This window comes from Luteolibacter sp. AS25 (assembly GCF_046736275.1).
GTDB lineage: Bacteria > Verrucomicrobiota > Verrucomicrobiia > Verrucomicrobiales > Akkermansiaceae > Luteolibacter.
Genome location: NZ_CP151837.1, coordinates 451,958 through 471,954 on the forward strand (window position 1 = coordinate 451,958; position 19,997 = coordinate 471,954).

Below are 19,997 nucleotides of genomic sequence, written 5' to 3' on the forward strand. Positions count from 1 at the left end.
TTACGCAATTAGAAGGGTTTCGGCCTGGATAATTACGCCAACCGAATTTTTTACGGAGAGTTTGATTCTGGCTCAGAATGAACGCTGGCGGCGTGTTTAAGACATGCAAGTCGCACGGAATGATTTCGGTATTTATATTGGAAGATTTTAGTGGCGGACGGGTGAGGAACACGTGAATTACATGCCCTGTAGAGGGGGATAGCCCACCGAAAGGTGGATTAATACCCCATGGTATCGCAAGATTAAAGGTGGCCTTCGGGCTGTCGCTACAGGATTGGTTCGCGCCCTATCAGCTTGTTGGTGAGGTAACGGCTCACCAAGGCTACGACGGGTAACTGGTCTGAGAGGACGATCAGTCACACTGGAACTGAGACACGGTCCAGACACCTACGGGTGGCAGCAGTCGAGAATAATTCACAATGGGGGCAACCCTGATGGTGCAACGCCGCGTGGAGGATGACGGTCTTAGGATTGTAAACTCCTGTCATCTAGGAGAAAGACCTGGTCGTTAATAGCGAACAGGGTTGATAGTACTAGAAGAGGAAGGGACGGCTAACTTCGTGCCAGCAGCCGCGGTAATACGAAGGTCCCGAGCGTTATTCGGAATCACTGGGCGTAAAGGGAGCGTAGGCGGCGCGGTAAGTCGGATGTGAAATCCCAGGGCTCAACCCTGGAACTGCATCGGATACTGCCGTGCTAGAGTAATGGAGGGGTAGCTGGAATTCTCGGTGTAGCAGTGAAATGCGTAGATATCGAGAGGAACACTCGTGGCGAAAGCGAGCTACTGGACATTTACTGACGCTGAGGCTCGAAGGCTAGGGGAGCGAAAGGGATTAGATACCCCTGTAGTCCTAGCAGTAAACGGTGCACGCTTGGTGTGAGGGGATTCGACCCCCCTTGTGCCGGAGCTAACGCGTTAAGCGTGCCGCCTGGGAAGTACGGTCGCAAGACTAAAACTCAAAGAAATTGACGGGGACCCGCACAAGCGGTGGAGTATGTGGCTTAATTCGATGCAACGCGAAGAACCTTACCTAGGCTTGACATGGATCTCTAAGCACGTGAAAGCGTGTGACCCTTCGGGGGATTTCCACAGGTGCTGCATGGCCGTCGTCAGCTCGTGTCGTGAGATGTTGGGTTAAGTCCCGCAACGAGCGCAACCCTTGTGATTAGTTGCCAGCACGTAATGGTGGGAACTCTAATCAGACTGCCCAGATCAACTGGGAGGAAGGTGGGGACGACGTCAGGTCAGTATGGCCCTTACGCCTAGGGCTGCACACGTACTACAATGCCCAGTACAATTAGAACCGATACCGCGAGGTGGAGGAAATCTGTAAAACTGGGCCCAGTTCGGATTGGAGGCTGCAACTCGCCTCCATGAAGTTGGAATCGCTAGTAATGGGGCATCATCTACGGCCCCGTGAATACGTTCCCGGGTCTTGTACACACCGCCCGTCACATCATGGAAGCCGGTAGCACCCGAAGTATCGTTTAATCGGTCCTAAGGTGAAGCTGGTAACTGGGATGAAGTCGTAACAAGGTAGCCGTAGGGGAACCTGCGGCTGGATCACCTCCTTTCTACGGAGTAAATGGCAAATGGACGTTAGAAATAACAATAACGACTCACATCGTTACCGTCACTGTCATAGGTCGAGCCCCAATTTATTGGGGTTGCAAGTCCGCAAGGACTAGCACCTAAAACAACTATAAACAAAATCTGTGAATAACGTTCAGAGTAGAGCAGCGCACAATTTGATCTTTTTCTTCGAAAACATTTCTCCCTGAATTAAGGGGGTTTAGCTCAGTTGGTAGAGCGTCTGCTTTGCAAGCAGAATGTCAACGGTTCGAATCCGTTAACCTCCACCAGTGGATCACTCGGTAGTTGTTCAGCAATGAATACTATTGATCCAAGGGTAACTATATTGGGCCTGTAGCTCAGTTGGTTAGAGCACACGCTTGATAAGCGTGGGGTCGCTGGTTCGAGTCCAGCCAGGCCCACCATTACCCGATTGGCAAATCGAGGACACTGTTTTCACACTATCTAATGAAAAGTAAGACACGTTAGTGTCCGCTCTTTGACATCCATATGGAGAGAAACAATTTTCTGTAAAGTATAAGTAATGTAAGCTCATGTGAGCCATTCTTACGCGATACTTGGAAATATATTCGAATACCTAATAATACATAATTTTATGGCAAATCGTTATTTTGGAGCAATCCGAAGTAACAAAATTAAGAGAACAGATCATCGTAGCAAAGCAGCAATGCGGAGTTAGGATGTGAAGAACTCATTAAGAAACAGCCTGATTTCATAATTGGAAATCAAGTTTTAAAGGGCACACAGTGAATGCCTTGGTGCTAACAGGCGATGAAGGGCGCGGTCAGCTGCGAAAAGCTTCGGGGAGTAGTGAACATACTTTGATCCGGAGATTCCCGAATGGGGTAACCTAATAGTGGTAATACATTATTGTCTGTTTCTGAAGCCTGACCACCGCAAGGTGAGAAGGGAAGTTAGGAAACAGTACGCGATACCCGGTGAAGTGAAACATCTCAGTAACCGGAGGAAAAGAAAGAGAATCGATTCCGTCAGTAGTGGCGAGCGAAAGCGGATCAGCCCAAACCGGAGACTTGTCTCCGGGGTTGTAGGACCCCGACGTGGGACTTCAATAGATAGATTAAGGACCTGGAAAGTTCCGACATAGAGGGTGAAATCCCCGTGATCGAAATCTAGCGAAGCCCTAGGGAGTTCCTGAGTAATACGGCACACGTGAAACGCCGTATGAATCTGTGCGGACCACCGCATAAGGCTAAATACTAGTTAGCGACCGATAGTGAACCAGTACCGTGAGGGAAAGGTGAAAAGAACCGCTGTGAGCGGAGTGAAATAGAACCTGAAACCGTGTGCCTACAAGGTGTCAGAGCCCTTCGGGGTGATGGCGTGCCTTTTGCTTAATGAGTCTGCGAGTTAGTATATGTGGCAAGTTTAAGTTCTTCTGGAACGTAGGCGAAGCGAAAGCGAGTCCGAATAGGGCGATCATAGCTGCATGTGCTAGACCCGAAGCGGAGGTGATCTACCCTTGGCCAGGTTGAAGCGTAGGTGATACTACGTGAAGGACCGAACCGGTGAATGTTGAAAAATTCTCGGATGAGCTGAGGGTAGGAGTGAAAGGCTAATCAAACCCCGTGATAGCTGGTTCTCCTCGAAATGCATTGAGGTGCAGCGTTGCGTGTTGACCCATGGGGGTAGAGCACTGACAGGGCTAGGGGGCATACCCGCCTACCAACCCCTATCAAACTCCGAATACCATGGGGTAGAGCGCAGCAGTGAGACGGTGGGGGATAAGCTTCATCGTCAAAAGGGAAACAACCCTGATCAGCAGCTAAGGTGCCTAAACTATGCTAAGTGGAAAGGAGGTGGAATTTCATAGACAGTGAGGATGTTGGCTTAGAAGCAGCCACCATTTAAAAAGTGCGTAATAGCTTACTCATCGAGAGATTCTGCGCCGAAAATGATTGGCGATAAGCATAGTACCGAAGCTCTGGATGTCATCCCCTGGGGGATGGCGTGGTAGAGGAGCATTCTCAACACATTGAAGCGCGATGGTGACTGACCGTGGAGAGTTGAGAAGAGAGGATGCAGACATAAGTAACGATAAGCCGGGTGAAATCCCCGGCCGCCGTAAACCCAAGGTTTCCCGGGCTACGATTTTCGTCCCGGGGTTAGTCGGGACCTAAGGCAAGGCCGATAGGCGTAGCCGATGGACAGCAGGTTAATATTCCTGCACTTCCAACCCTTTAACTGGGAGGACGCATGTGTGGAGACAACTAAGTGATTGAATTCTGAGGGGATGCTTCGGCTGAACCGTATTGTCAAAACATGTGCCGAGAAAAGTCCCAGTGTATGCTAAGGAACCCGTACCGTAAACCGACACAGGTGGGTGGGTAGAATATACCAAGGCGTAAGAGTGAACCCTGGTTAAGGAACTCGGCAAATTGGCCCCGTAACTTCGGGAGAAGGGGTACCTATGATTTATCATAGGTCGCAGTGAAATGGCCCAACCGACTGTTTAGCAAAAACACAGCATTCTGCCAAGACGCAAGTCCAAGTATAGGATGTGACACGTGACCAATGCGGAAAGATTAAGGCAAGATGTTAGCCCTCGTGGCGAAGCTTTGAACCCAAGTCCCCGTGAATGTCGGCCGTAACTATAACGGTCCTAAGGTAGCGAAATTCCTTGTCGGGTAAGTTCCGACCTGCACGAATCGTGAAACGAGTTGGGCGCTGTCTCAACCAGGTGCTCAGTGAAATTGTAATGGCGGTGAAGATGCCGCCTACCCGCAGAAGGACGGAAAGACCCTATAGACCTTAACTGTAAGCTGTCATTGGTTTTTCGATTTTCATGCTCAGCATAAGTGGGAGACTTTGAAGTGGTGTTTTAGGACATCATGGAGTCGCCAGTGAGATACCACCCTTGGGTGTTGGAAGATCTAACTTTGTGCCTTGAATCAGGCCAGAGAACAGTGTCAGCCGGTCAGTTTTACTGGGGCGGTATCCTCCTAAAGAGTAACGGAGGAGCGCGAAGGTGGGTTCAGCACGGTTTGTAACCGTGTGTCGAGTGCATAGGCATAAACCCGCCTAACTGTGAGACCTACAAGTCGAGCAGATACGAAAGTAGGCCTAAGTGATCCGGCGGTTGAATGTGGAATTGCCGTCGCTCAACGGATAAAAGGTACCTTAGGGATAACAGGCTGATTTCATCCAAGAGTTCATATCGACGATGAAGTTTGGCACCTCGATGTCGGCTCGTCGCATCCTGGGGCTGGAGAAGGTCCCAAGGGTCCGGCTGTTCGCCGGTTAAAGCGGCACGCGAGCTGGGTTCAGAACGTCGCGAGACAGTTCGGTCCTCTATCCTCTGTGGGCGTAGGAAAATTGAGGGGTTCGGTTCCTAGTACGAGAGGACCGGAATCGACGCACCTCTGGTGTACCAGTTGTTCTGTCAAGAGCATGGCTGGGTAGCTACGTGCGGAATGGATAAGCGCTGAAAGCATCTAAGCGCCAAGCCAATCCCAAGATGAATTTTCCCTTAAGGATCGTCGAAGACTACGACGTCGATAGGCTGGAAGTGTAAGTGTAGTAATATATTCAGCTTACCAGTACTAATCATCCGTTTGACTTGATTATCCTTTATTGAATTCGGATATCAAAAGTATCGTGTAAGGCTCATCTCTGAGGCTTGCATCGTGCTCTACGCCAAGAAAATTACTATCTCCATATGGATGTCAGGGAGCGAACCTGACATTGAAATAGAACAGAAGCGACAAGCTGCCAGTGACACACACTAGGTAACATCTCGGTTCAGCTCATCAGAGAAACAGTTCTGGAAGCGGGTAAGACTACCCGATACCACAATTGCCCTCTGGTGACCAGAGCGCGGTGGAACCACCCGGTCCCATTCCGAACCCGGAAGTGAAACGCTGCAGCGCCGATGGTAGTGGGACGATAGGTCCTGTGAGAGTAGGTCGTCGCCAGGTATATGCCCGGCTCCTTTTAACCAAGGAGTCGGGCTCTTTTTTTGCCCAGAAATCCGAGGATGCTGAAGACTAGCGCCAACCGGCGGACACTAAGACACCAATCAGCAGGGTCCAATGTGCGAAGCCAGCAGACAGCAGGCCCAATGCGAAATCCAGCAGACCCAATGAGAAATCCAGCAGACAGCAGGGCTAAAACGTGAAACCAGCTATGCAACTCGAGAAAAGATAAGTGATGGTTCCTCAAAGGTAGCAGGGGGTGACAAACACTGCGGCCAGAAATTTCCTGGGGGCTCACATACTTAGGCTGGAAGTCTCCTGAAAATACCTGTGCTCAGGAATCACATGGAGTCAAGGTGACTACCCTGTTGTTTTGAGGTTTTTGCCTTACCCTAGACAAAAGCTATATGCACAAATTCTAAGTTAGATGACCGGATGACCGGATGACCGGATGACCGGATGACCGGATGACCGGATGACCGGATGACCGGATGACCGGATGACCGGATGACCGGATGACCGGATGACCGGATGACCGGATGACCGAAACTGAAACTGAAACTGAAACTGAAACTGAAACTGAAACTGAAACTGAAACAGAAACTGAAATTTGAAGTAGGCTGGATGGCTCTTCCTCAAACTCCCTGCGCAATGAAATTCCTTGGAGTGATGTAAGCCATTTTTAGTAATCCGTCTGAACTAACGTCTTCATGAAATTGTGTTCACACGGTGAAACAAGATTCTGTGTGATGGATTTCAGGTGTAATTGCCTCTGGGCCGACTCCGATCCGCCTATTTATTCTCCTGAGCTTTTATATCGGCCCATGCTTGTTCCATTTCCGCGAGACCTGCTTCCTCTAGCGAACTTCCACGAGTATGAAGTTGATTCTCCATTGCGGAGAAACGACGTTCAAATTTCTCGTTGGCCTTAGCCATCAATATTTCTGGGTCAATTTTTCTAAATCGTGCAAGGTTTACCGCTGAGAATAATAGATCGCCAAGTTCTTCCTCAACCGCTTGGTGATCTTGTGAGTCGATTGCAGATTCCAGTTCGTATAATTCCTCTCGGATCTTTGAGATAACGCCGGTTTCAAGTGGCCAATCAAAACCGATCTTAGCGGCTTTCTTTTGAAGCTTTGCAGCTCGGATTATGGCGGGAAGTCCTTTGCCAGTCCCGTGAAGGTAAGTTACTTCTTTTTCTCCTTTTTCCTGGCGCTTGATGGCATCCCATTGTTTCAGCACCTGATCTGTGTCTGATGCGTCCGAGGTTGCGAAAACGTGAGGATGCCGACGGATAAGTTTCTCCGAGACTACGCGGGCGACTTGGTTCAAATCGAATCGATTGTCCTCTTGAGCAATTTCACTATGGAACACGACTTGAAGAAGTAGGTCCCCTAGTTCTTCACACATGTCGGTGTCATCGGATCTTTGAATTGCATCCACCACCTCATAGGCTTCTTCTATTACGTTTGAAATGATCGACTGGTGTGTTTGCTCAGCGTCCCATGGACATCCGCCTGGTGAACGTAATCTGTGCATAATGGCCTTTAGGCGCTCGACTTGTACGCTGTCATCAGTGGCGTTGATCATTTGCTCGTCAGTCATGCTACTTTTTTTTGTTCTTGGATGCTTGTTGTAGAGTTTCACGCTCCTCATCAGTGAGGCTTTGGAAACCGCTTTGTGAAATTTTGTCCAAGATCGCATCAACTTCGGTTTCGCTTCCCAGATCTACCCGGGTGCGCGGACGTATTTTTGGTTCAATATCTTTGCGTGGCGCCTTCGGTGAATTATTTGGAGCAAAACCTGTGTTGAGTAGATGTTGCCAACCATTGAATCTGACGAGCAGGAAGCCGGCAATAGCGCCGCCCAGATGGCCTGCTTCGCCACCTTCGTTGCCACCGATTTTCAACAAAATGGATCCCGCCGAGATTCCTAGCAGGATAAGTGCGAGATTTTTCATGCTCAATGTAACTGGGGGAAAGAGAAGAGAGACGCGCATTGCAGGGGCTACAACGGCAACGCCAGCCAGGATACCGTAGATCCCCGCAGAAGCACCAATAAGTGCGCTTTCCATCTCTGTTCCTGGTAGGATTCTAAGGTATATGAGAATGGTGAAAAACAGTGCTCCGCCGACTCCAGATAGTAGATAGAAGATCAAGAATTTCTTAGGACCCCACCATCTCTCCATAAATGGTCCAAAAAAGAAAAGCCCAACCGAGTTGAACAAAATATGCCCCAATGAACCGTGAATGAATTGGAAACTGATAAATTCCCAGATCCTTCCTTCGAAGATGGCGGATCTTACAGCAAATGCTCCCGTGTATCGAATCGCTTTGTCCAAGACTATTAAATCAAGGAAATAGAGTCCAACGTTGAGGATAAGCAGCCATTTAACAACGGGAGTTATTTGAGCGAACATGTTGCCCGCTCCCTGGTATTCCATTTCTCGGTTTTGAAATGACATGGCGGGGGGAGTATTGTCGCAATGGGAGATTCGGCAAGTGATTCCGTGGAATCAACGGAGTGCGAGTGGTTTATCCAGAACTTCTTTCAAAACAATAGCCTGTCGAAGCTCGGATCGGCTGTTTAACCGTCTGGTGATGCTTCTTTTAGAAACAGGTTTTGCCTGCCGGTCATAGCTATGGGCAGGTGGCAGGGGAGCGTTTCTCTTCTCTTTTTTAGAGCGCTTTAATTCACTCACCTGCTCCAGCAGCCGCTGCTGGCGTGCTAGTTCACTGGAAAAATCCTCAACGGAAGGTGGAATCAAAGTTTTATCCGGAAGTGCGGAGGGGAGTGGAGGGGGGATGGCTTCTCTTCTAGGATACTGGGGCTCCAAGAGATCGATACCTCCTTCAAATTCATATTCCTCCACAGCTTGTTCTGCAAGTGCCCGGCGTCGCGCCTCCTCAAATTGACGCTGCTCTCTGGCCTCCTTCTGGGATTTTACCCACTGGGCGACAACGCCAGCAAGGATCAGAAGTATGTAGATGTTATCGGAGATGAAATCGATCATTTTTCAGAGTCTGGTATCTACTTGCCGTCCGCGAGCTCAACCTTCAAGTCACCGAGGGCCCACTGGATTCCTGCGAGGTAATGTTGTAGAACAGTTGGACGCCAGAACATGTCATGATTGTGGCCGAGTGAGCAGTAGAAAACGCGGCCCTGGTCCCAGTTTCTTGCCCATGAGACTCCGAAATCCTTGTCGGTGCGGTTGATTCCTTTTGCATTCTGAGAGGATTTTTCAGCGTCGAGGCGAAGGAGCATTTCGACTTTAGAGGAATCATAGGGGTCTTTGTGTTGATAAATTTCTTCTTTGAATTCAAGGGGTTGGCCGCCGAACATTGCTACGAGGGGATGGTCCTCCATACCTTGTTCGATGTTGATGACAACATCCGAGCCTGCGCTCCACGGGTGCCCATCAAACTGGCCGTTAATCATTTCTCCGTATTCCTTCCATTCGTAGAAGGTGTCTGTCGCGGAGTGGATGCCAACGAATCCGCCGCCTGATTTGACGAAATCCATAAGGCTTTCCTTAAGTTCCAACTCATAGGCGGTAGCTGCGTCCTTTTCCTTTTTGGACATCTTCTTCCACTCCTGCTTGAAGGGGGAGAAGGGGTTCATGGTAGTGCTTAGAAAGCAAATGGCGTCGAACTGAGAGATGTTCTCCTTTTCGAAGTTTGAGAGGTCATCGCTGATGACGGCTTCGAATGCACCGGTCTTTTTGCCAAGTTCTTCGAATGCAAGCTTCCCGGTGACGATAGACTTGTGGCGATAGCCGTTGGTGCGGGAAAATACGAGAAGCTTCCTTGGCTTTTCCGGCTTGGCGTATGCTTCGGATGGGAGAGCTTCGATTATTTTCTCCTTTGCGCCCGCGGGCGCTTGCTCGGTCGCTGGCTTATATGCGACACAGAAGAGTGCTACGGCAAGAATACTGCCGGCTGGGAAAAGTGCTTTCATTGGGTTTTGGCGGGTTATGATTGGATGTTGTTCTAACCTACTTGGTGGAGAATAGGAAAATTTCGAACATTTGAAAATGTTTCATGGAATCGAGACAGTGCTGATAGTGTAGTTTGAGTCGAGTTTGGAGACGGCACGGCGTATGGATGCCTGAACGTTGGCATCACCGTAGTATGGCCCGGACCCAGGACCGCCCGTTGTGTGTGTCTCGATTAGAACGAGTTTATTGCCGGAAATAAGGAATGATGGATTTCCGCTGTCGCCCGAGATGAGATTTTTCCCCCAGCCGTAAAGGTCTTCCTCGTCCTGCTCGAAGGTGATTTGACCGGGACCTACCAGCCGGATCTTGTGGATGAACAGGTTTTTGTCCTTGTCGCTGACAACTACGCGGCGACCGGGGAGGGTCGATATTTTCGTCGAGGAGGCAGGTAGCGGGTATGGCGTGTAGTTCGGTGGAACGGGCTCATCGATTAGGCCTACCGTGATATCGCCAAGAGCGGGCTGGAATGCTATGAGCTTCCGCTCGATACGCTTTCCCGAGCGATCATGGAAAATGACGGGAGCCGCAGGGCCGCGGGAGTAGTGTTTGGCCATGACCACATGCCTTGGAGTGATGAGCGTAGCGGTACGCGAATCGTTCCAGGAGACTCCGGACATATCCATGCCGTGTGTCCATCCCTTGGCCATTTTGGAATTTCCGTCAGGTCGATACTCCGAAAAGATGTTTGGAGGGGCCTTGCGTGGTGGGAGCTCGGGAGAGTTGCTGAACGTTGAGGGGCCGGAGCAGGAGACACCAAAAAGAGAGTGTGCCAGCAGAATAAAAGCAGTTTTCCGAAGATTAAGCATTCCGTTGCGGAGCCTAGACTGGAATTCAGGGCAAGACAAGGTGGGTCTGGGACGCACGCATCACAGCTATGAACTTGGCCAGTAGTCAATTTTGCGAATAGGTTTCACTGATGAATTCCTACACGATCCCCCTAACACCAGCACAGGTCAGGAACCTGAAAACGGTACTCCGAGGGCAGGATTTTGATTTCTTCCCGAAGCAATACACAATTTTTGCAGCGAAGAAGGGCAAGGTAAGCGTAAATGTGTATGAGAAGGGGCCAAAGGCTTTGATCCAAGGGACAGGCGCGGAAGATTTTGTACGTTTCACACTGGAACCGGAGATTACCGGGGTGCTGGAATCCAGCTCTCCAGCAAAGGATGGTGATTCTGCTGATACTGGGGCTTTTGAGCCTCATTTCGGCATCGACGAAAGCGGAAAGGGCGATTTTTTCGGCCCATTGGTGATAGCCGGGGTGTATACCGATGAAGTCATAGCCCGACATCTCATAAAGAGCGGTGTGATGGATTCCAAGCGTATCAATACTCCGGCGAAAATTCGACAGTTGGCTGCGGTTATAAAAGCTACTCCCGGCATTGTATTCGATGTGATCGCGATCCGGCCCGAGCGGTATAACGAGATCTACGATTCTTTCAGGAACCTGAATAAGATGCTGGCGTGGGGGCATGCCACGGTGATTGAGAAGCTGGTAGAACTGAAGCCGGAATGCCCGCGGGCACTATCCGATCAATTCGCGAGGGCGGATGTTTTGCAGACTGCTTTGAAAAATAAAAATCTTACTTTGAAATTGGAGCAAAGAACGAAGGGGGAGTCCGACACAGCTGTTGCGGCGGCCTCAATTTTGGCGCGCGAGAGATTTATCGATTGGATGGACGCCGCAGGGAAAAAAGTAGGGTATGAAATTCCTCTGGGAGCCTCTGCCAGAGTAGTGGAAACAGGAAAGAAGCTGGTAACCGCCCATGGTCCAGAGGTCTTGTCTAAATTTGCAAAACTTCACTTCAAAACCACTCAACAAGTGGTTGGCAGATTACTTTGAGAGATTTCCTGCGAACATTACCGGAATTCCCAATTTGGATGCTTCCTTTTTGAGCTCGGTGGATTCCGAAAATGCCAAGATGAAATCTATGGGAAGGGCCGCTTTCTCGTCGATATCCGGAAGGTCCCGCGGCTCTTTGTCGATTACGTATTCGTAGTCGATATCGCCATGGTCGTAGCCGTCCGGGAGTGGATTGTCTTTTTCGCCGGATGATGCCCAGATGACCGCACGGTGTGCTTTTCTTCCATGGACTCCCTCTTTCTGAAGCCAGTCTTGTGGAGGGCGGGAGCTACGCAGATACATCCGCCAGCGCTCTTGTAGCCAGAACACATCTTCCATGGAGCTACTCATGGATTTTTCCAATGCAGCCATGCAGTTTGTGGTGTTATAGGGCCGCTCTACCGGGTGGTAGGTGGCAATCCATTTGCCGGGTGAAACCGTTTTCAGTGAGAGTGCGAGAACTTCGCTCTTACAACGCCTGACCATCAGGCTGGGCAGTGGGCTGGCCCGTGTGATTCTGCCGAAAAATTCGACGAGTTCACCCTGTCTTCCCACCCGTTGATCGGTAAGAATTCCAATGATAGCGCCGTCCCTGAGGTAGCCGCTGACATTATGGAGACTATCGCGTTTTGAAAATAATCTGGTGCCATCTGCTTCACGCTGTTTTCTAACCCTTTTATCGAGGACAGGGTTGTTCAGCGGGCGATAAAACGCTCCTGACTTTGCACCGGCGGGGAAAAAGCGGTGCATACGTGTGAGTAGTTCCCAATTCCCCATGTGGGCGAGTAGTAGAACGACCCCCGTTCCCTTTGCGTAAGCTTTCTCAAGTAGCTCGGGGTTTTCGACGCTGAGCATTTCGCCGAGCTCAGCGTCGGAAAGATCCTTGGAGAAGGAGCTGCTCAAAAGATTAGCTGAAGTGCGGATAAACGACCTTTTGCCCAGTGCTCTTGCCTCCTTGATTGAAAGGCTTCCGCATGTTGCTATCCGGAGGTTTCGTTCGATCGAGCGCTGGCGGTTTCTCATGAACGGCCAGATCATTTTACCTACAAATTCTCCACATTTGAAGACTGTAGGAGGAGAGACCAGACGAAGAAATCGGGCTACGACGGAGTGCATAGCTGCTTCCGCCTGCCACTTTATATTTTTTGTAAGGTCCGACATTTAATCAAGTTCCTCCCGCCTACCGAGTGTGATCGCCAGACCAACGGAACCTACGAAAATAAAATAACATGCGAGGAGTTCCAGATAGCTTTTACAGATGATGGGTATTTCAGGGCGGAAGGCATCGCCTAAGGAAGCACGCCAGAACTGGGGGGCGCCAACGACACGGTTGAAAACGTAGATGATGAGCAAGGCGGCTCCAATGAATCCGGCTCCGGCATGATGGCCTGCGGTCTCGATAAAACGGAGCATTACCTTCTTGTGCTTCAAAACGGTCAAAACTGCAGCACCCAGTAAAATTCCTATTATCCATGCATCCGGGAACGGCCACTTCATAACGCCGGAGAAAAAGTCTTCCAACTCGCCTACAAGGGCTGCGGCGAGTCCGAGCGCCATCACCCGACATACTGACCGACGTGAACCGGAATGCGCCAGAGCTCCGATCATAACAGCAGTTGCGGCGGCGAGAAGCCCAGCTTGCAAAAGCTCTACTGTTCCGCGCTCAAGGGGGCGGCCTGGTCTATTCGGTAGCCAGGCAGGGAGTAGGATTGCTACAGAGCCAGCACACAGAAGGAATATCTTGAGTAGAGTCACCTTCCACGTCGCGCCGCTCGGTTTTCTTCTTTGCCGTTCTTCCACGTCGCTTAAGTAGTGCATTTCTAGACCCTTTTGCAAGGATGATGAAGGTTTACTTCTCTTGATATTATTTGTTTAATTATTTTATTTATAAATTTACCTATATAGCTGGATACGAATTATTCCTAATAATTATACTTTTACATGGTTGCGGGTTTTGAAAACGAATGTATTTGTGCGGTGTCATGCATCCACTCCCCCCATTTATGGGTGGACTGCTGGCTCTCCCCCTTTGCGCTATTGCGTCCTTGGGTAGTGTCGCGTCTGCTCAAAGCTTAGGTGCCCTTACTGATTACAGCGTAATCGTTAGCGGCAATCTCTCGACTAATTCAGATATTGAAGGTCGGACACTTGTAGGCGGTAATCTTACTTCCTCCTCTTCAGCGAACTTTGGAATCAAACTGCAGAACCAGGTATCGAGTTCGGATCTCGTTCTACGTGTGCAGGGCAACATAGTTTCAGGCAATGCTATCAACTTGAATGCAGGTAGCCTTGAGATCGGCGGTTCGACCAATGGTCGCACGGTAAACTACAATGGTGGTGGATCACTTGTCTCCAATTCCTCTGCAGATTACAGCGATATCATCAGTGGCCTTACATCCGCCAGTCAGAGCCTGGCGATGTATACCCCGAACAGCACCGCCTTTCTTGACCCGAGCAATCCAGGGCAGCCTGGTCCGTTTAAATTGAACGCCACTCCGGATTCCACCGGTCTTGCGGTTTTCTCCGTGAACGGTGCCGATATTTTCGGAGATTCGAAGGTCCAGCAAATCGAATTGTTCGCAAATAGCGCAGCTGATATTCTCATCAATGTCGCAGGAACTGTTATCAACTGGGATTTCGGCAACATTGTTGGCGATCTAACCCAAGAGGCATGGCGCGAGCGCGTGGTCTGGAACTTCTATGAAGCTACGGAGATCAACTTCAATTCGAAAAATATGATGGGTCAGGTCCTCGCACCGAACGCGACGATTACGACATCCGGAAATATCGATGGATCGGTGTTTGCAAAGAACCTTATCACCACCAGCGAGGTTCACCTTCCCGGATACGATGGCAATATCGTGGTTCCCGAGCCGTCATCGGCCATGCTGATGCTTCTCGGTTCCGCAGCTGCGCTTCTCCGCAGGAAGCGCTAATTTTTAATCAAACTGTAAAGAGCGCGACTTCTGTATGGAGGTCGCGCTTTTTCGCGTTTGCTGGCAGTGGGAATGCTGTCAGATTTATTGCAATGAAGACACTTTTCGAAAAAATTTATGATGGGGAGATTCCTGCTGAAATTCACTATAGGGATGAGCTCTGCTGCGCTTTCACCGATATTTCTCCTCAGGCGCCCGTGCATATTCTCGTTGTTCCGCGGAAGCCGATCCCACGGGTAGCGGATGCCGGCAAGGATGATCTGGAAATTCTAGGTCATCTGCTTTTGACTGCTGCCTCAGTGGCGAAGAAGTTGGAGATCGACGAAACCGGATATCGCATCGCTATTAATAACGGGCCCGATGGAGGAGAAACCGTCCCGCATCTGCATGTGCATATCCTGGGTGGTCGCCAAATGAAATGGCCTCCTGGCTAGCACCAGTCACCTTAAACCCAGCCAAATCCCAGTATGATCACCGCCCGATTTTTCCATCTTTTCACCGGAGTTTTTGCGACTGCTGTATCCTGCCAAACCCAGCCGCAGACGCCAAAGTTTGAGAGGGCGGTATTGGTTCATGGTATTTTTGAGGACGGCACTGCGTTTGATTCGCTGAAAAGGCGCTTAGAAACCCACGGAATCCAATGTTTCGTGCCACAGCTAAAGCCGGCAGATGGGCGTGGCGGGCTGGATAAACTGGCTGAAAATCTGAAGGCGGACATCAATAGGGAATTCGGCGAAAACGAAAAATTCGCTCTGGTTTCCTTTAGTATGGGGGGGCTCGTATCACGCCATTATCTCCAAAATCTGGGAGGGGCTGAGCGTTGTGAAATGTTCATCACCATTTCCTCTCCGCATAAGGGGACGAAAATGGCATACTCATACTTCGGCAAAGGAGCCGCCCAGATGCGGCCGGGAAGTTTATTTCTAAGGCAACTCAAGGAAACCGAAGGCAACCTAGGCGATATCCCGGCCATATCCTACCGCACACCAATGGATCTGATGATTCTACCTCCTGCCTCTTCCGTCTGGGATCGGGCTGAAAATCACTCTTTCAATATCGTTCTGCATCCGCTGATGCTGCATTCGAATTCCGTATTGGATGATATCGAGAGGCGGTTTGTCCTAGGGGAAGGGGAAATCGGGGAGTAATTTATAAGTTTGGGATTTGTGAAAAACTTTTTGGAGTCTTTACTTGAGCATGACTTCGCTCCGCCTCTCATGTCTCCTTGCCGCCGCCCTCACAGCATGTGCACCGGGGAATCCGCCTAATGTCCCGGCGTCTTCAGGCTCTAACTTGACCGTGGCCCAAAAAAATACCATCGGCAGGAAAATCTGGCAGAATGAATCCGGTGGAAGCGTTGACGGACTCACGGCATGGAATGGCGGCGAAGAATTTCCCTCTTTGGGAATAGGGCACTTCATCTGGTATCCGGCGGAATTCAACGGTCCGTTTGAGGAATCCTGGCCTTCTTTCGTATCATTCGCTTCACGTAACGGAGGGAATCCACCCGCAATCGCCCGCGAGAGATTTAGCCCCTGGCGCACCCGCGCTGAGTTTCAGGGAAAGTTTAACTCGCCTGAGATGAGCGGCCTTCGGAATTGGTTGGCTTCCAATGTTACCCTTCAGACAGATTTTATTATCGCCCGCTCACGTGCTGCTCTCCCGAAAATGCTGGCAGCTGCTCCTGCTTCGGAAAGAGCTAAGATTCAGACAAATTACCAGAAGGTTTCAACGACTACCCAGGGGACGTATGCGTTGATTGACTACGTTAATTTCAAGGGCGAAGGCATTTCTCCCACGGAGAAATACAACGGTCAGGGCTGGGGATTACTTCAGGTTCTCGGGGGGATGGGCAATGTTCCTGCGGGAGACGCTGCTGCCAGGGAATTTGCGGCGTCGGCAAAACGGGTTCTCAGCCGCCGTGTTTCAAATGCTCCGGCTTCTCGAAACGAGGGGAAATGGCTCCCTGGCTGGCATAACCGTTGCGATACATACGGGCGGGCAATGTAATAAAAAACTCCCCGGAGCTTTCGCCCCGGAGAGTCTGACCAGACACACTGTCTTTCACGGAAAATTATTAGCGGCCAAAGCTGAAGCTGACGCGGGCACCGGAACTGCGGCGGTCATCGTAGCTGTTACGGTGAACTGGAGGGCACGCTACCTGATGTCCGCGGTAGCTGGATTGGACGTGGCGGCTAGGAGCGGACACTGTGCGGTATTCAAAACGTGGATGACCGTGGCGATCATATCCCACGAAAATTTTCTGGGTATAAACCGGACGACCGTGGCGGTAGCCGCTTACGTAGGTGGTGGATTGGTGCTGAACACTTTTTCCTCCATTGGGGCGAGCGTCTGCATTGATGGTTGTCCCGACGAATGCAAATGCTCCAGCTGCGATAATGGTGATTAGTTTTTTCATAGAATTGGTAATTTTTTGTTACGCAAGCTTCGACCTATGGTTGGTGAAAACTATTCAGAGATTTTTGAAAAAAATTTCAAAGGGGTCGGGAAAACAGGTCCCGAAAACACCGTTAATGCTCAGCTTAAGCAGTAATTTCCAGTATGGAAAAAATGCTCCCGACAGGAATCGAACCTGTATCTAAGGTTTAGGAAACCCTTGTTCTATCCGTTGAACTACGGGAGCTTTGAGAGGGCGAATGGATAGATGTTTCCCCAGAGTTCTGCAAGTTTTAAGAACCAGTCAGGAATTCCACCGCTCGCCTTTCCGACCAGTATTCGGTGCCGGTGCCGAAGCCCACGTGGCCGCCGGTGGAGGGTGTTTCCAAGTGGAAGTAATCGCTGTTCTGCGCTTCTTGCACCGGGTAGCAGCCGGGGCCGAGAATTGGATCATTTTTAGCGCTTACCAGTAGTGTGGGGATATTGATATTCTCCAAATATTGCCGACAGCTGCTTTTTTCCCAGTAGTCGTCGGCATCCTTGAATCCGTGAAGTGGAGCGGTGTAACGATCATCGAACTGCTGGAATGTTCGGATTTTTTCGAGGTCATCGATGTTGATGTCCGCAGGAAATACGGAATGTTTAGTCCTTACCTTCTCACGAAGTGTTTTCAGGAACCGTTCCATGTAAATACGGTTGCTGAGTTTGGCCAGGGTGGCGGATGAATCGGCTAACATGCAGGGCACCGAGAAGGCGACTCCCCCGTGGATTTCCGGGCGAATATTTTTGCCGCGTTCTCCGATGTATTTCAGTGTGAGATTTCCACCGAGGCTAAAGCCGATGAGATCGATGGTCTGATAACCGTGGTTTTCAATGGCATGCCGGACAATGTGCTCAAGATCTTCTGTTTTTCCGCTGTGGTAAAACGATGGGAGCCTGTTTGCTTCATCACCACATCCGCGGAAGCTCCATGCCAGTGTATCGATATTTTGTTTCGATAGGGCTGCGGCAATTCCCTGAACATAGGTGGCGCGATAGCTTCCTTCCAACCCGTGGGAAATAATCGTTAGACGTTTGCTGTCTGATTTGGACCAGGCGAGGTCCAGGAAATCGCCATCTTCGAGCTCCAGTCGTTCTGTTTCTTTGGTGATCAGATTCACTTTTCTGAAGAGCACAGGATGGATTGTCTGGGCGTGGCCGCCAGCAAGCCATACTGGAGCGCGGTAGGTGGATCTGGAAATATACGGCATCGGATGCCGAATGATTAAGCGTTGTAGATCACGCCCGCAAGAAGGCATCGAAAACGTGTGGAAATCAGATTGAAAGTTCATCAACGGAGTGCATCTTTCGCACGTGACTCCACCATCCGCTGCGCCAACTTCAAAATCCGAGAAAGCCAAAAAAGGCTGGTCTCCATCGAAATCCTCAGATCTCTACGGTGTAGAAGACTGGGGGCACAAATTCTTCGGGGTGAACAAGGAGGGGCACGTCACTGTGAAGCTCGAAGATGGAGAGGAGAGCGCAAAAGTTTCCCTTCACAACATTATCAGTGGCCTGCGTGATCGCGGCACTCACCTTCCGGTATTATTACGTTTCAGGGACCTGCTGCACTCACGGATCACCGAAATCAATGAAGCATTCAAAGAGGCGATCCGGGTTACCAAATACGAGGGGAATTACCGCGGTGTTTACCCGATCAAGGTGAACCAACAGCGGCAGGTCATTGAGGAAATCGCTGAGTTTGGTAAGAAATATCACTATGGTCTGGAGGCTGGATCAAAGCCGGAGCTGATTGCCGCGCTGGCGCATATGCATGATCCTGAGGCTTATATTATCTGCAATGGCTATAAGGATGAGGAATTCATCGATCTGGCTCTTCATTCCCAGAAGATGGGCATGAAAATCATGCTGGTTCTGGAAATGCCGAGTGAGCTGAATTTGATTTTGGAGCGCTCAAGGAAGATCGGAGTTCTTCCAAATCTTGGGATCCGTATTCGCCTATCCACGAAGGGATCAGGTCACTGGCAGGAGTCCGCGGGCGATAAGTCCGTTTTCGGGCTGAATGCCGCACAGGTGATAGAAGTGGTGGATTCGCTCAAATTGTCCGGCCATCTGCCTTGTCTGAAAATGCTTCATTATCACCAAGGAAGCCAGATTCCGAATATTGCTGCAATCCGTGAGGGCTGCACCGAGGCGGTGCGAGTTTACTGTGATTTGGTGAAGGAAGGTGCGCCAATGGGAGTTCTCGATATGGGTGGCGGTATGGCGGTGGACTATGACGGCTCCCACACGAACTTTGCTTCATCCTGCAACTACTCCATCCAGGAATACTGCACGGACATTGTGGAGGTGGTTGGGCAGCAGTGTGACAAGGCCGGGGTAAAACACCCGAACCTGATTTCCGAATCCGGCCGTGCGGTTGTCTCCTATTATTCCGTTCTGGTATTCAATATCCTGGATGTCACTTCTGCCCAAACAACTGATGTGGAGCCTGTATTGCCCGAGAAATGCCCGCAAAACCTCACGAATCTATTTCACGTAAATAAAACCCTGAGCAAAAAGAACATGCAGGAGTGCATGAACGATGCGGTGTACTACCGCGATCAGGTGCGGGCCCAGTTTTTCTACGGAGGAGCCACGTTACGTGAGCGCGGTCTTGCTGAGGCTTGGTATTCGCATATTCTGACCAGGATTTCTCAAATGATCTCCGATATGGATGATATTCCAGAGGATCTGAAGGAGCTCTCGAATGGTCTTGCCGATTTCTATTACGGAAATTTTTCCCTCTTTCAATCGCTACCGGATTCCTGGGCAATTGATCAGCTTTTCCCGGTGATGCCGATTCACAGGCTGGACGAGCGTCCGAAGCAGCGTGCTGTTCTGGCCGATATTACCTGCGACTGTGATGGTAAGATTGATCGGTTCATTGATAGTGAGGGTGTTTCAAAGGTCCTACCGCTTCATGAACTGAAACAGGACGAGCCATACTACCTGGGTGTTTTCCTGGTGGGTGCGTATCAAGAGACACTGGGAGACCTTCACAACCTCTTGGGCGACACCAACGTGGTTGGCGTCCATCTGGAAAACGGGAAGCCTGTATATACCCACGAAATGGAGGGAGATACAGTCGCGGATGTTCTCTCTTATGTGGAGTTCGATACCAAGGAGTTGGTCTCGAAGTTCCGCTCATTTGCTGAGAAGGCAGTGAGCGATGGGCGGATTTCCCCGAAGGAGCGCAAGGAGATCATGGACCTCTACCGCGACGGGCTGGGTGGCTATACCTATTTCGAAAGCTGAG

At 50.3% G+C, this 19,997-nt stretch carries 15 protein-coding genes, 3 tRNA genes and 3 rRNA genes; 11 read left to right on the plus strand and 10 right to left on the minus strand.

The window, feature by feature from the left end; translation table 11 throughout:
* Window positions 1–49 precede the first annotated feature (49 nt).
* From AAGA79_RS02110 to rrf, 5 genes are all read left to right on the plus strand, one after another.
* Window positions 50–1,575 (plus strand): 16S ribosomal RNA (locus AAGA79_RS02110).
* A 212-nt stretch (window positions 1,576–1,787) separates the two neighbouring features.
* Window positions 1,788–1,863: transfer RNA gene (locus AAGA79_RS02115), tRNA-Ala, on the plus strand.
* A gap of 58 nt (window positions 1,864–1,921) precedes the next feature.
* Window positions 1,922–1,998, plus strand: a tRNA-Ile gene (locus AAGA79_RS02120).
* Between the two features lie 319 nt (window positions 1,999–2,317).
* Window positions 2,318–5,179, plus strand: a 23S ribosomal RNA gene (locus tag AAGA79_RS02125).
* 234 nt (window positions 5,180–5,413) lie between these two features.
* Window positions 5,414–5,529, plus strand: a 5S ribosomal RNA gene (rrf, locus tag AAGA79_RS02130).
* The 16S, 23S and 5S rRNA genes sit together here with 2 tRNA genes alongside, the layout of an rRNA operon.
* Window positions 5,530–6,318: 789 nt before the next feature.
* Here the strand turns inward: rrf and mazG are convergent.
* The 5 genes from mazG to AAGA79_RS02155 form a co-directional block, all read right to left on the minus strand.
* Window positions 6,319–7,131 carry a nucleoside triphosphate pyrophosphohydrolase gene (gene mazG, locus AAGA79_RS02135; RefSeq protein ID WP_411827131.1) on the minus strand — a complete coding sequence of 271 codons (813 nt, stop codon included), beginning with the start codon at window positions 7,129–7,131 and terminating at the stop codon, window positions 6,319–6,321.
* 1 nt (window position 7,132) lies between these two features.
* Window positions 7,133–7,990: a rhomboid family intramembrane serine protease gene (locus tag AAGA79_RS02140; protein ID WP_411827132.1), complete on the minus strand. Its 858-nt coding sequence runs from the start codon at window positions 7,988–7,990 to the stop codon at window positions 7,133–7,135.
* A 51-nt stretch (window positions 7,991–8,041) separates the two neighbouring features.
* A complete protein-coding gene (locus AAGA79_RS02145) occupies window positions 8,042–8,539 on the minus strand; it encodes a hypothetical protein (RefSeq protein ID WP_411827133.1) in 498 nt (165 codons plus the stop codon).
* 17 nt (window positions 8,540–8,556) lie between these two features.
* On the minus strand, window positions 8,557–9,483 hold the full coding sequence (locus AAGA79_RS02150) for a ThuA domain-containing protein (RefSeq protein ID WP_411827134.1): 927 nt from the start codon (window positions 9,481–9,483) through the stop codon (window positions 8,557–8,559).
* Window positions 9,484–9,564: 81 nt separating this feature from the next.
* Window positions 9,565–10,170 carry a hypothetical protein gene (locus tag AAGA79_RS02155; RefSeq protein WP_411827135.1) on the minus strand — a complete coding sequence of 202 codons (606 nt, stop codon included), beginning with the start codon at window positions 10,168–10,170 and terminating at the stop codon, window positions 9,565–9,567.
* Window positions 10,171–10,439: 269 nt separating this feature from the next.
* Here AAGA79_RS02155 and rnhC point away from each other — a divergent pair, with 269 nt between their 5' ends.
* A complete protein-coding gene (rnhC, locus tag AAGA79_RS02160) occupies window positions 10,440–11,366 on the plus strand; it encodes a ribonuclease HIII (protein ID WP_411827136.1) in 927 nt (308 codons plus the stop codon).
* Here rnhC and AAGA79_RS02165 read toward each other — a convergent pair.
* Both AAGA79_RS02165 and AAGA79_RS02170 read right to left on the minus strand, forming a co-directional pair.
* Window positions 11,358–12,527 carry a lysophospholipid acyltransferase family protein gene (locus AAGA79_RS02165; RefSeq protein WP_411827137.1) on the minus strand — a complete coding sequence of 390 codons (1,170 nt, stop codon included), beginning with the start codon at window positions 12,525–12,527 and terminating at the stop codon, window positions 11,358–11,360. The genes rnhC and AAGA79_RS02165 overlap by 9 nt on opposite strands.
* Window positions 12,528–13,184 carry a hypothetical protein gene (locus tag AAGA79_RS02170; protein ID WP_411827138.1) on the minus strand — a complete coding sequence of 219 codons (657 nt, stop codon included), beginning with the start codon at window positions 13,182–13,184 and terminating at the stop codon, window positions 12,528–12,530.
* A gap of 164 nt (window positions 13,185–13,348) precedes the next feature.
* On the opposite strand from AAGA79_RS02170, the gene AAGA79_RS02175 reads away from it, so the two are divergent.
* The 4 genes from AAGA79_RS02175 (at window position 13,349) to AAGA79_RS02190 (ending at window position 16,312) form a co-directional block, all read left to right on the plus strand.
* The gene (locus AAGA79_RS02175; protein ID WP_411827139.1) at window positions 13,349–14,302 is read left to right on the plus strand and encodes a choice-of-anchor A family protein; all 954 of its coding nucleotides are present in this window, start codon (window positions 13,349–13,351) and stop codon (window positions 14,300–14,302) included.
* Between the two features lie 92 nt (window positions 14,303–14,394).
* Entirely contained in the window at window positions 14,395–14,736 is a 342-nt protein-coding gene (locus AAGA79_RS02180; protein WP_411827140.1) for a histidine triad nucleotide-binding protein, read from the plus strand.
* Between the two features lie 33 nt (window positions 14,737–14,769).
* Window positions 14,770–15,450 carry an esterase/lipase family protein gene (locus tag AAGA79_RS02185; RefSeq protein WP_411827141.1) on the plus strand — a complete coding sequence of 227 codons (681 nt, stop codon included), beginning with the start codon at window positions 14,770–14,772 and terminating at the stop codon, window positions 15,448–15,450.
* A gap of 151 nt (window positions 15,451–15,601) precedes the next feature.
* Window positions 15,602–16,312, plus strand: a complete 711-nt coding sequence (locus tag AAGA79_RS02190; RefSeq protein ID WP_411827142.1) for a hypothetical protein — start codon at window positions 15,602–15,604, stop codon at window positions 16,310–16,312.
* Between the two features lie 67 nt (window positions 16,313–16,379).
* On the opposite strand, the gene AAGA79_RS02195 is transcribed toward AAGA79_RS02190, so the two are convergent.
* From AAGA79_RS02195 to AAGA79_RS02205, 3 genes are all read right to left on the minus strand, one after another.
* Window positions 16,380–16,721 (minus strand): hypothetical protein, encoded by a 342-nt coding sequence (locus AAGA79_RS02195; RefSeq protein WP_411827143.1) that lies wholly within the window; start codon window positions 16,719–16,721, stop codon window positions 16,380–16,382.
* 153 nt (window positions 16,722–16,874) lie between these two features.
* Window positions 16,875–16,946 (minus strand) — tRNA-Arg (locus tag AAGA79_RS02200).
* Between the two features lie 46 nt (window positions 16,947–16,992).
* The gene (locus AAGA79_RS02205; RefSeq protein WP_411827144.1) at window positions 16,993–18,030 is read right to left on the minus strand and encodes a YheT family hydrolase; all 1,038 of its coding nucleotides are present in this window, start codon (window positions 18,028–18,030) and stop codon (window positions 16,993–16,995) included.
* 22 nt (window positions 18,031–18,052) lie between these two features.
* Between AAGA79_RS02205 and speA the strand changes: the two genes are divergently transcribed.
* Window positions 18,053–19,996, plus strand: a complete 1,944-nt coding sequence (gene speA, locus AAGA79_RS02210) for a biosynthetic arginine decarboxylase (protein WP_411827145.1) — start codon at window positions 18,053–18,055, stop codon at window positions 19,994–19,996.
* Window position 19,997: the final 1 nt, after the last annotated feature.

What these genes read in the sequence shown, in the direction of transcription:
- mazG (WP_411827131.1), bottom strand. Translation starts at nt 7,131, where the DNA reads ATGACTGACGAGCAAATGATCAACGCCACTGATGACAGCGTACAAGTC.
- AAGA79_RS02140 (WP_411827132.1), bottom strand. Translation starts at nt 7,990, where the DNA reads ATGTCATTTCAAAACCGAGAAATGGAATACCAGGGAGCGGGCAACATG.
- AAGA79_RS02145 (WP_411827133.1), bottom strand. Translation starts at nt 8,539, where the DNA reads ATGATCGATTTCATCTCCGATAACATCTACATACTTCTGATCCTTGCT.
- AAGA79_RS02150 (WP_411827134.1), bottom strand. Translation starts at nt 9,483, where the DNA reads ATGAAAGCACTTTTCCCAGCCGGCAGTATTCTTGCCGTAGCACTCTTC.
- AAGA79_RS02155 (WP_411827135.1), bottom strand. Translation starts at nt 10,170, where the DNA reads ATGGCCAAGGGATGGACACACGGCATGGATATGTCCGGAGTCTCCTGG.
- rnhC (WP_411827136.1), top strand. Translation starts at nt 10,440, where the DNA reads ATGAATTCCTACACGATCCCCCTAACACCAGCACAGGTCAGGAACCTG.
- AAGA79_RS02165 (WP_411827137.1), bottom strand. Translation starts at nt 12,527, where the DNA reads ATGTCGGACCTTACAAAAAATATAAAGTGGCAGGCGGAAGCAGCTATG.
- AAGA79_RS02170 (WP_411827138.1), bottom strand. Translation starts at nt 13,184, where the DNA reads ATGCACTACTTAAGCGACGTGGAAGAACGGCAAAGAAGAAAACCGAGC.
- AAGA79_RS02175 (WP_411827139.1), top strand. Translation starts at nt 13,349, where the DNA reads ATGCATCCACTCCCCCCATTTATGGGTGGACTGCTGGCTCTCCCCCTT.
- AAGA79_RS02180 (WP_411827140.1), top strand. Translation starts at nt 14,395, where the DNA reads ATGAAGACACTTTTCGAAAAAATTTATGATGGGGAGATTCCTGCTGAA.
- AAGA79_RS02185 (WP_411827141.1), top strand. Translation starts at nt 14,770, where the DNA reads ATGATCACCGCCCGATTTTTCCATCTTTTCACCGGAGTTTTTGCGACT.
- AAGA79_RS02195 (WP_411827143.1), bottom strand. Translation starts at nt 16,721, where the DNA reads ATGAAAAAACTAATCACCATTATCGCAGCTGGAGCATTTGCATTCGTC.
- AAGA79_RS02205 (WP_411827144.1), bottom strand. Translation starts at nt 18,030, where the DNA reads ATGAACTTTCAATCTGATTTCCACACGTTTTCGATGCCTTCTTGCGGG.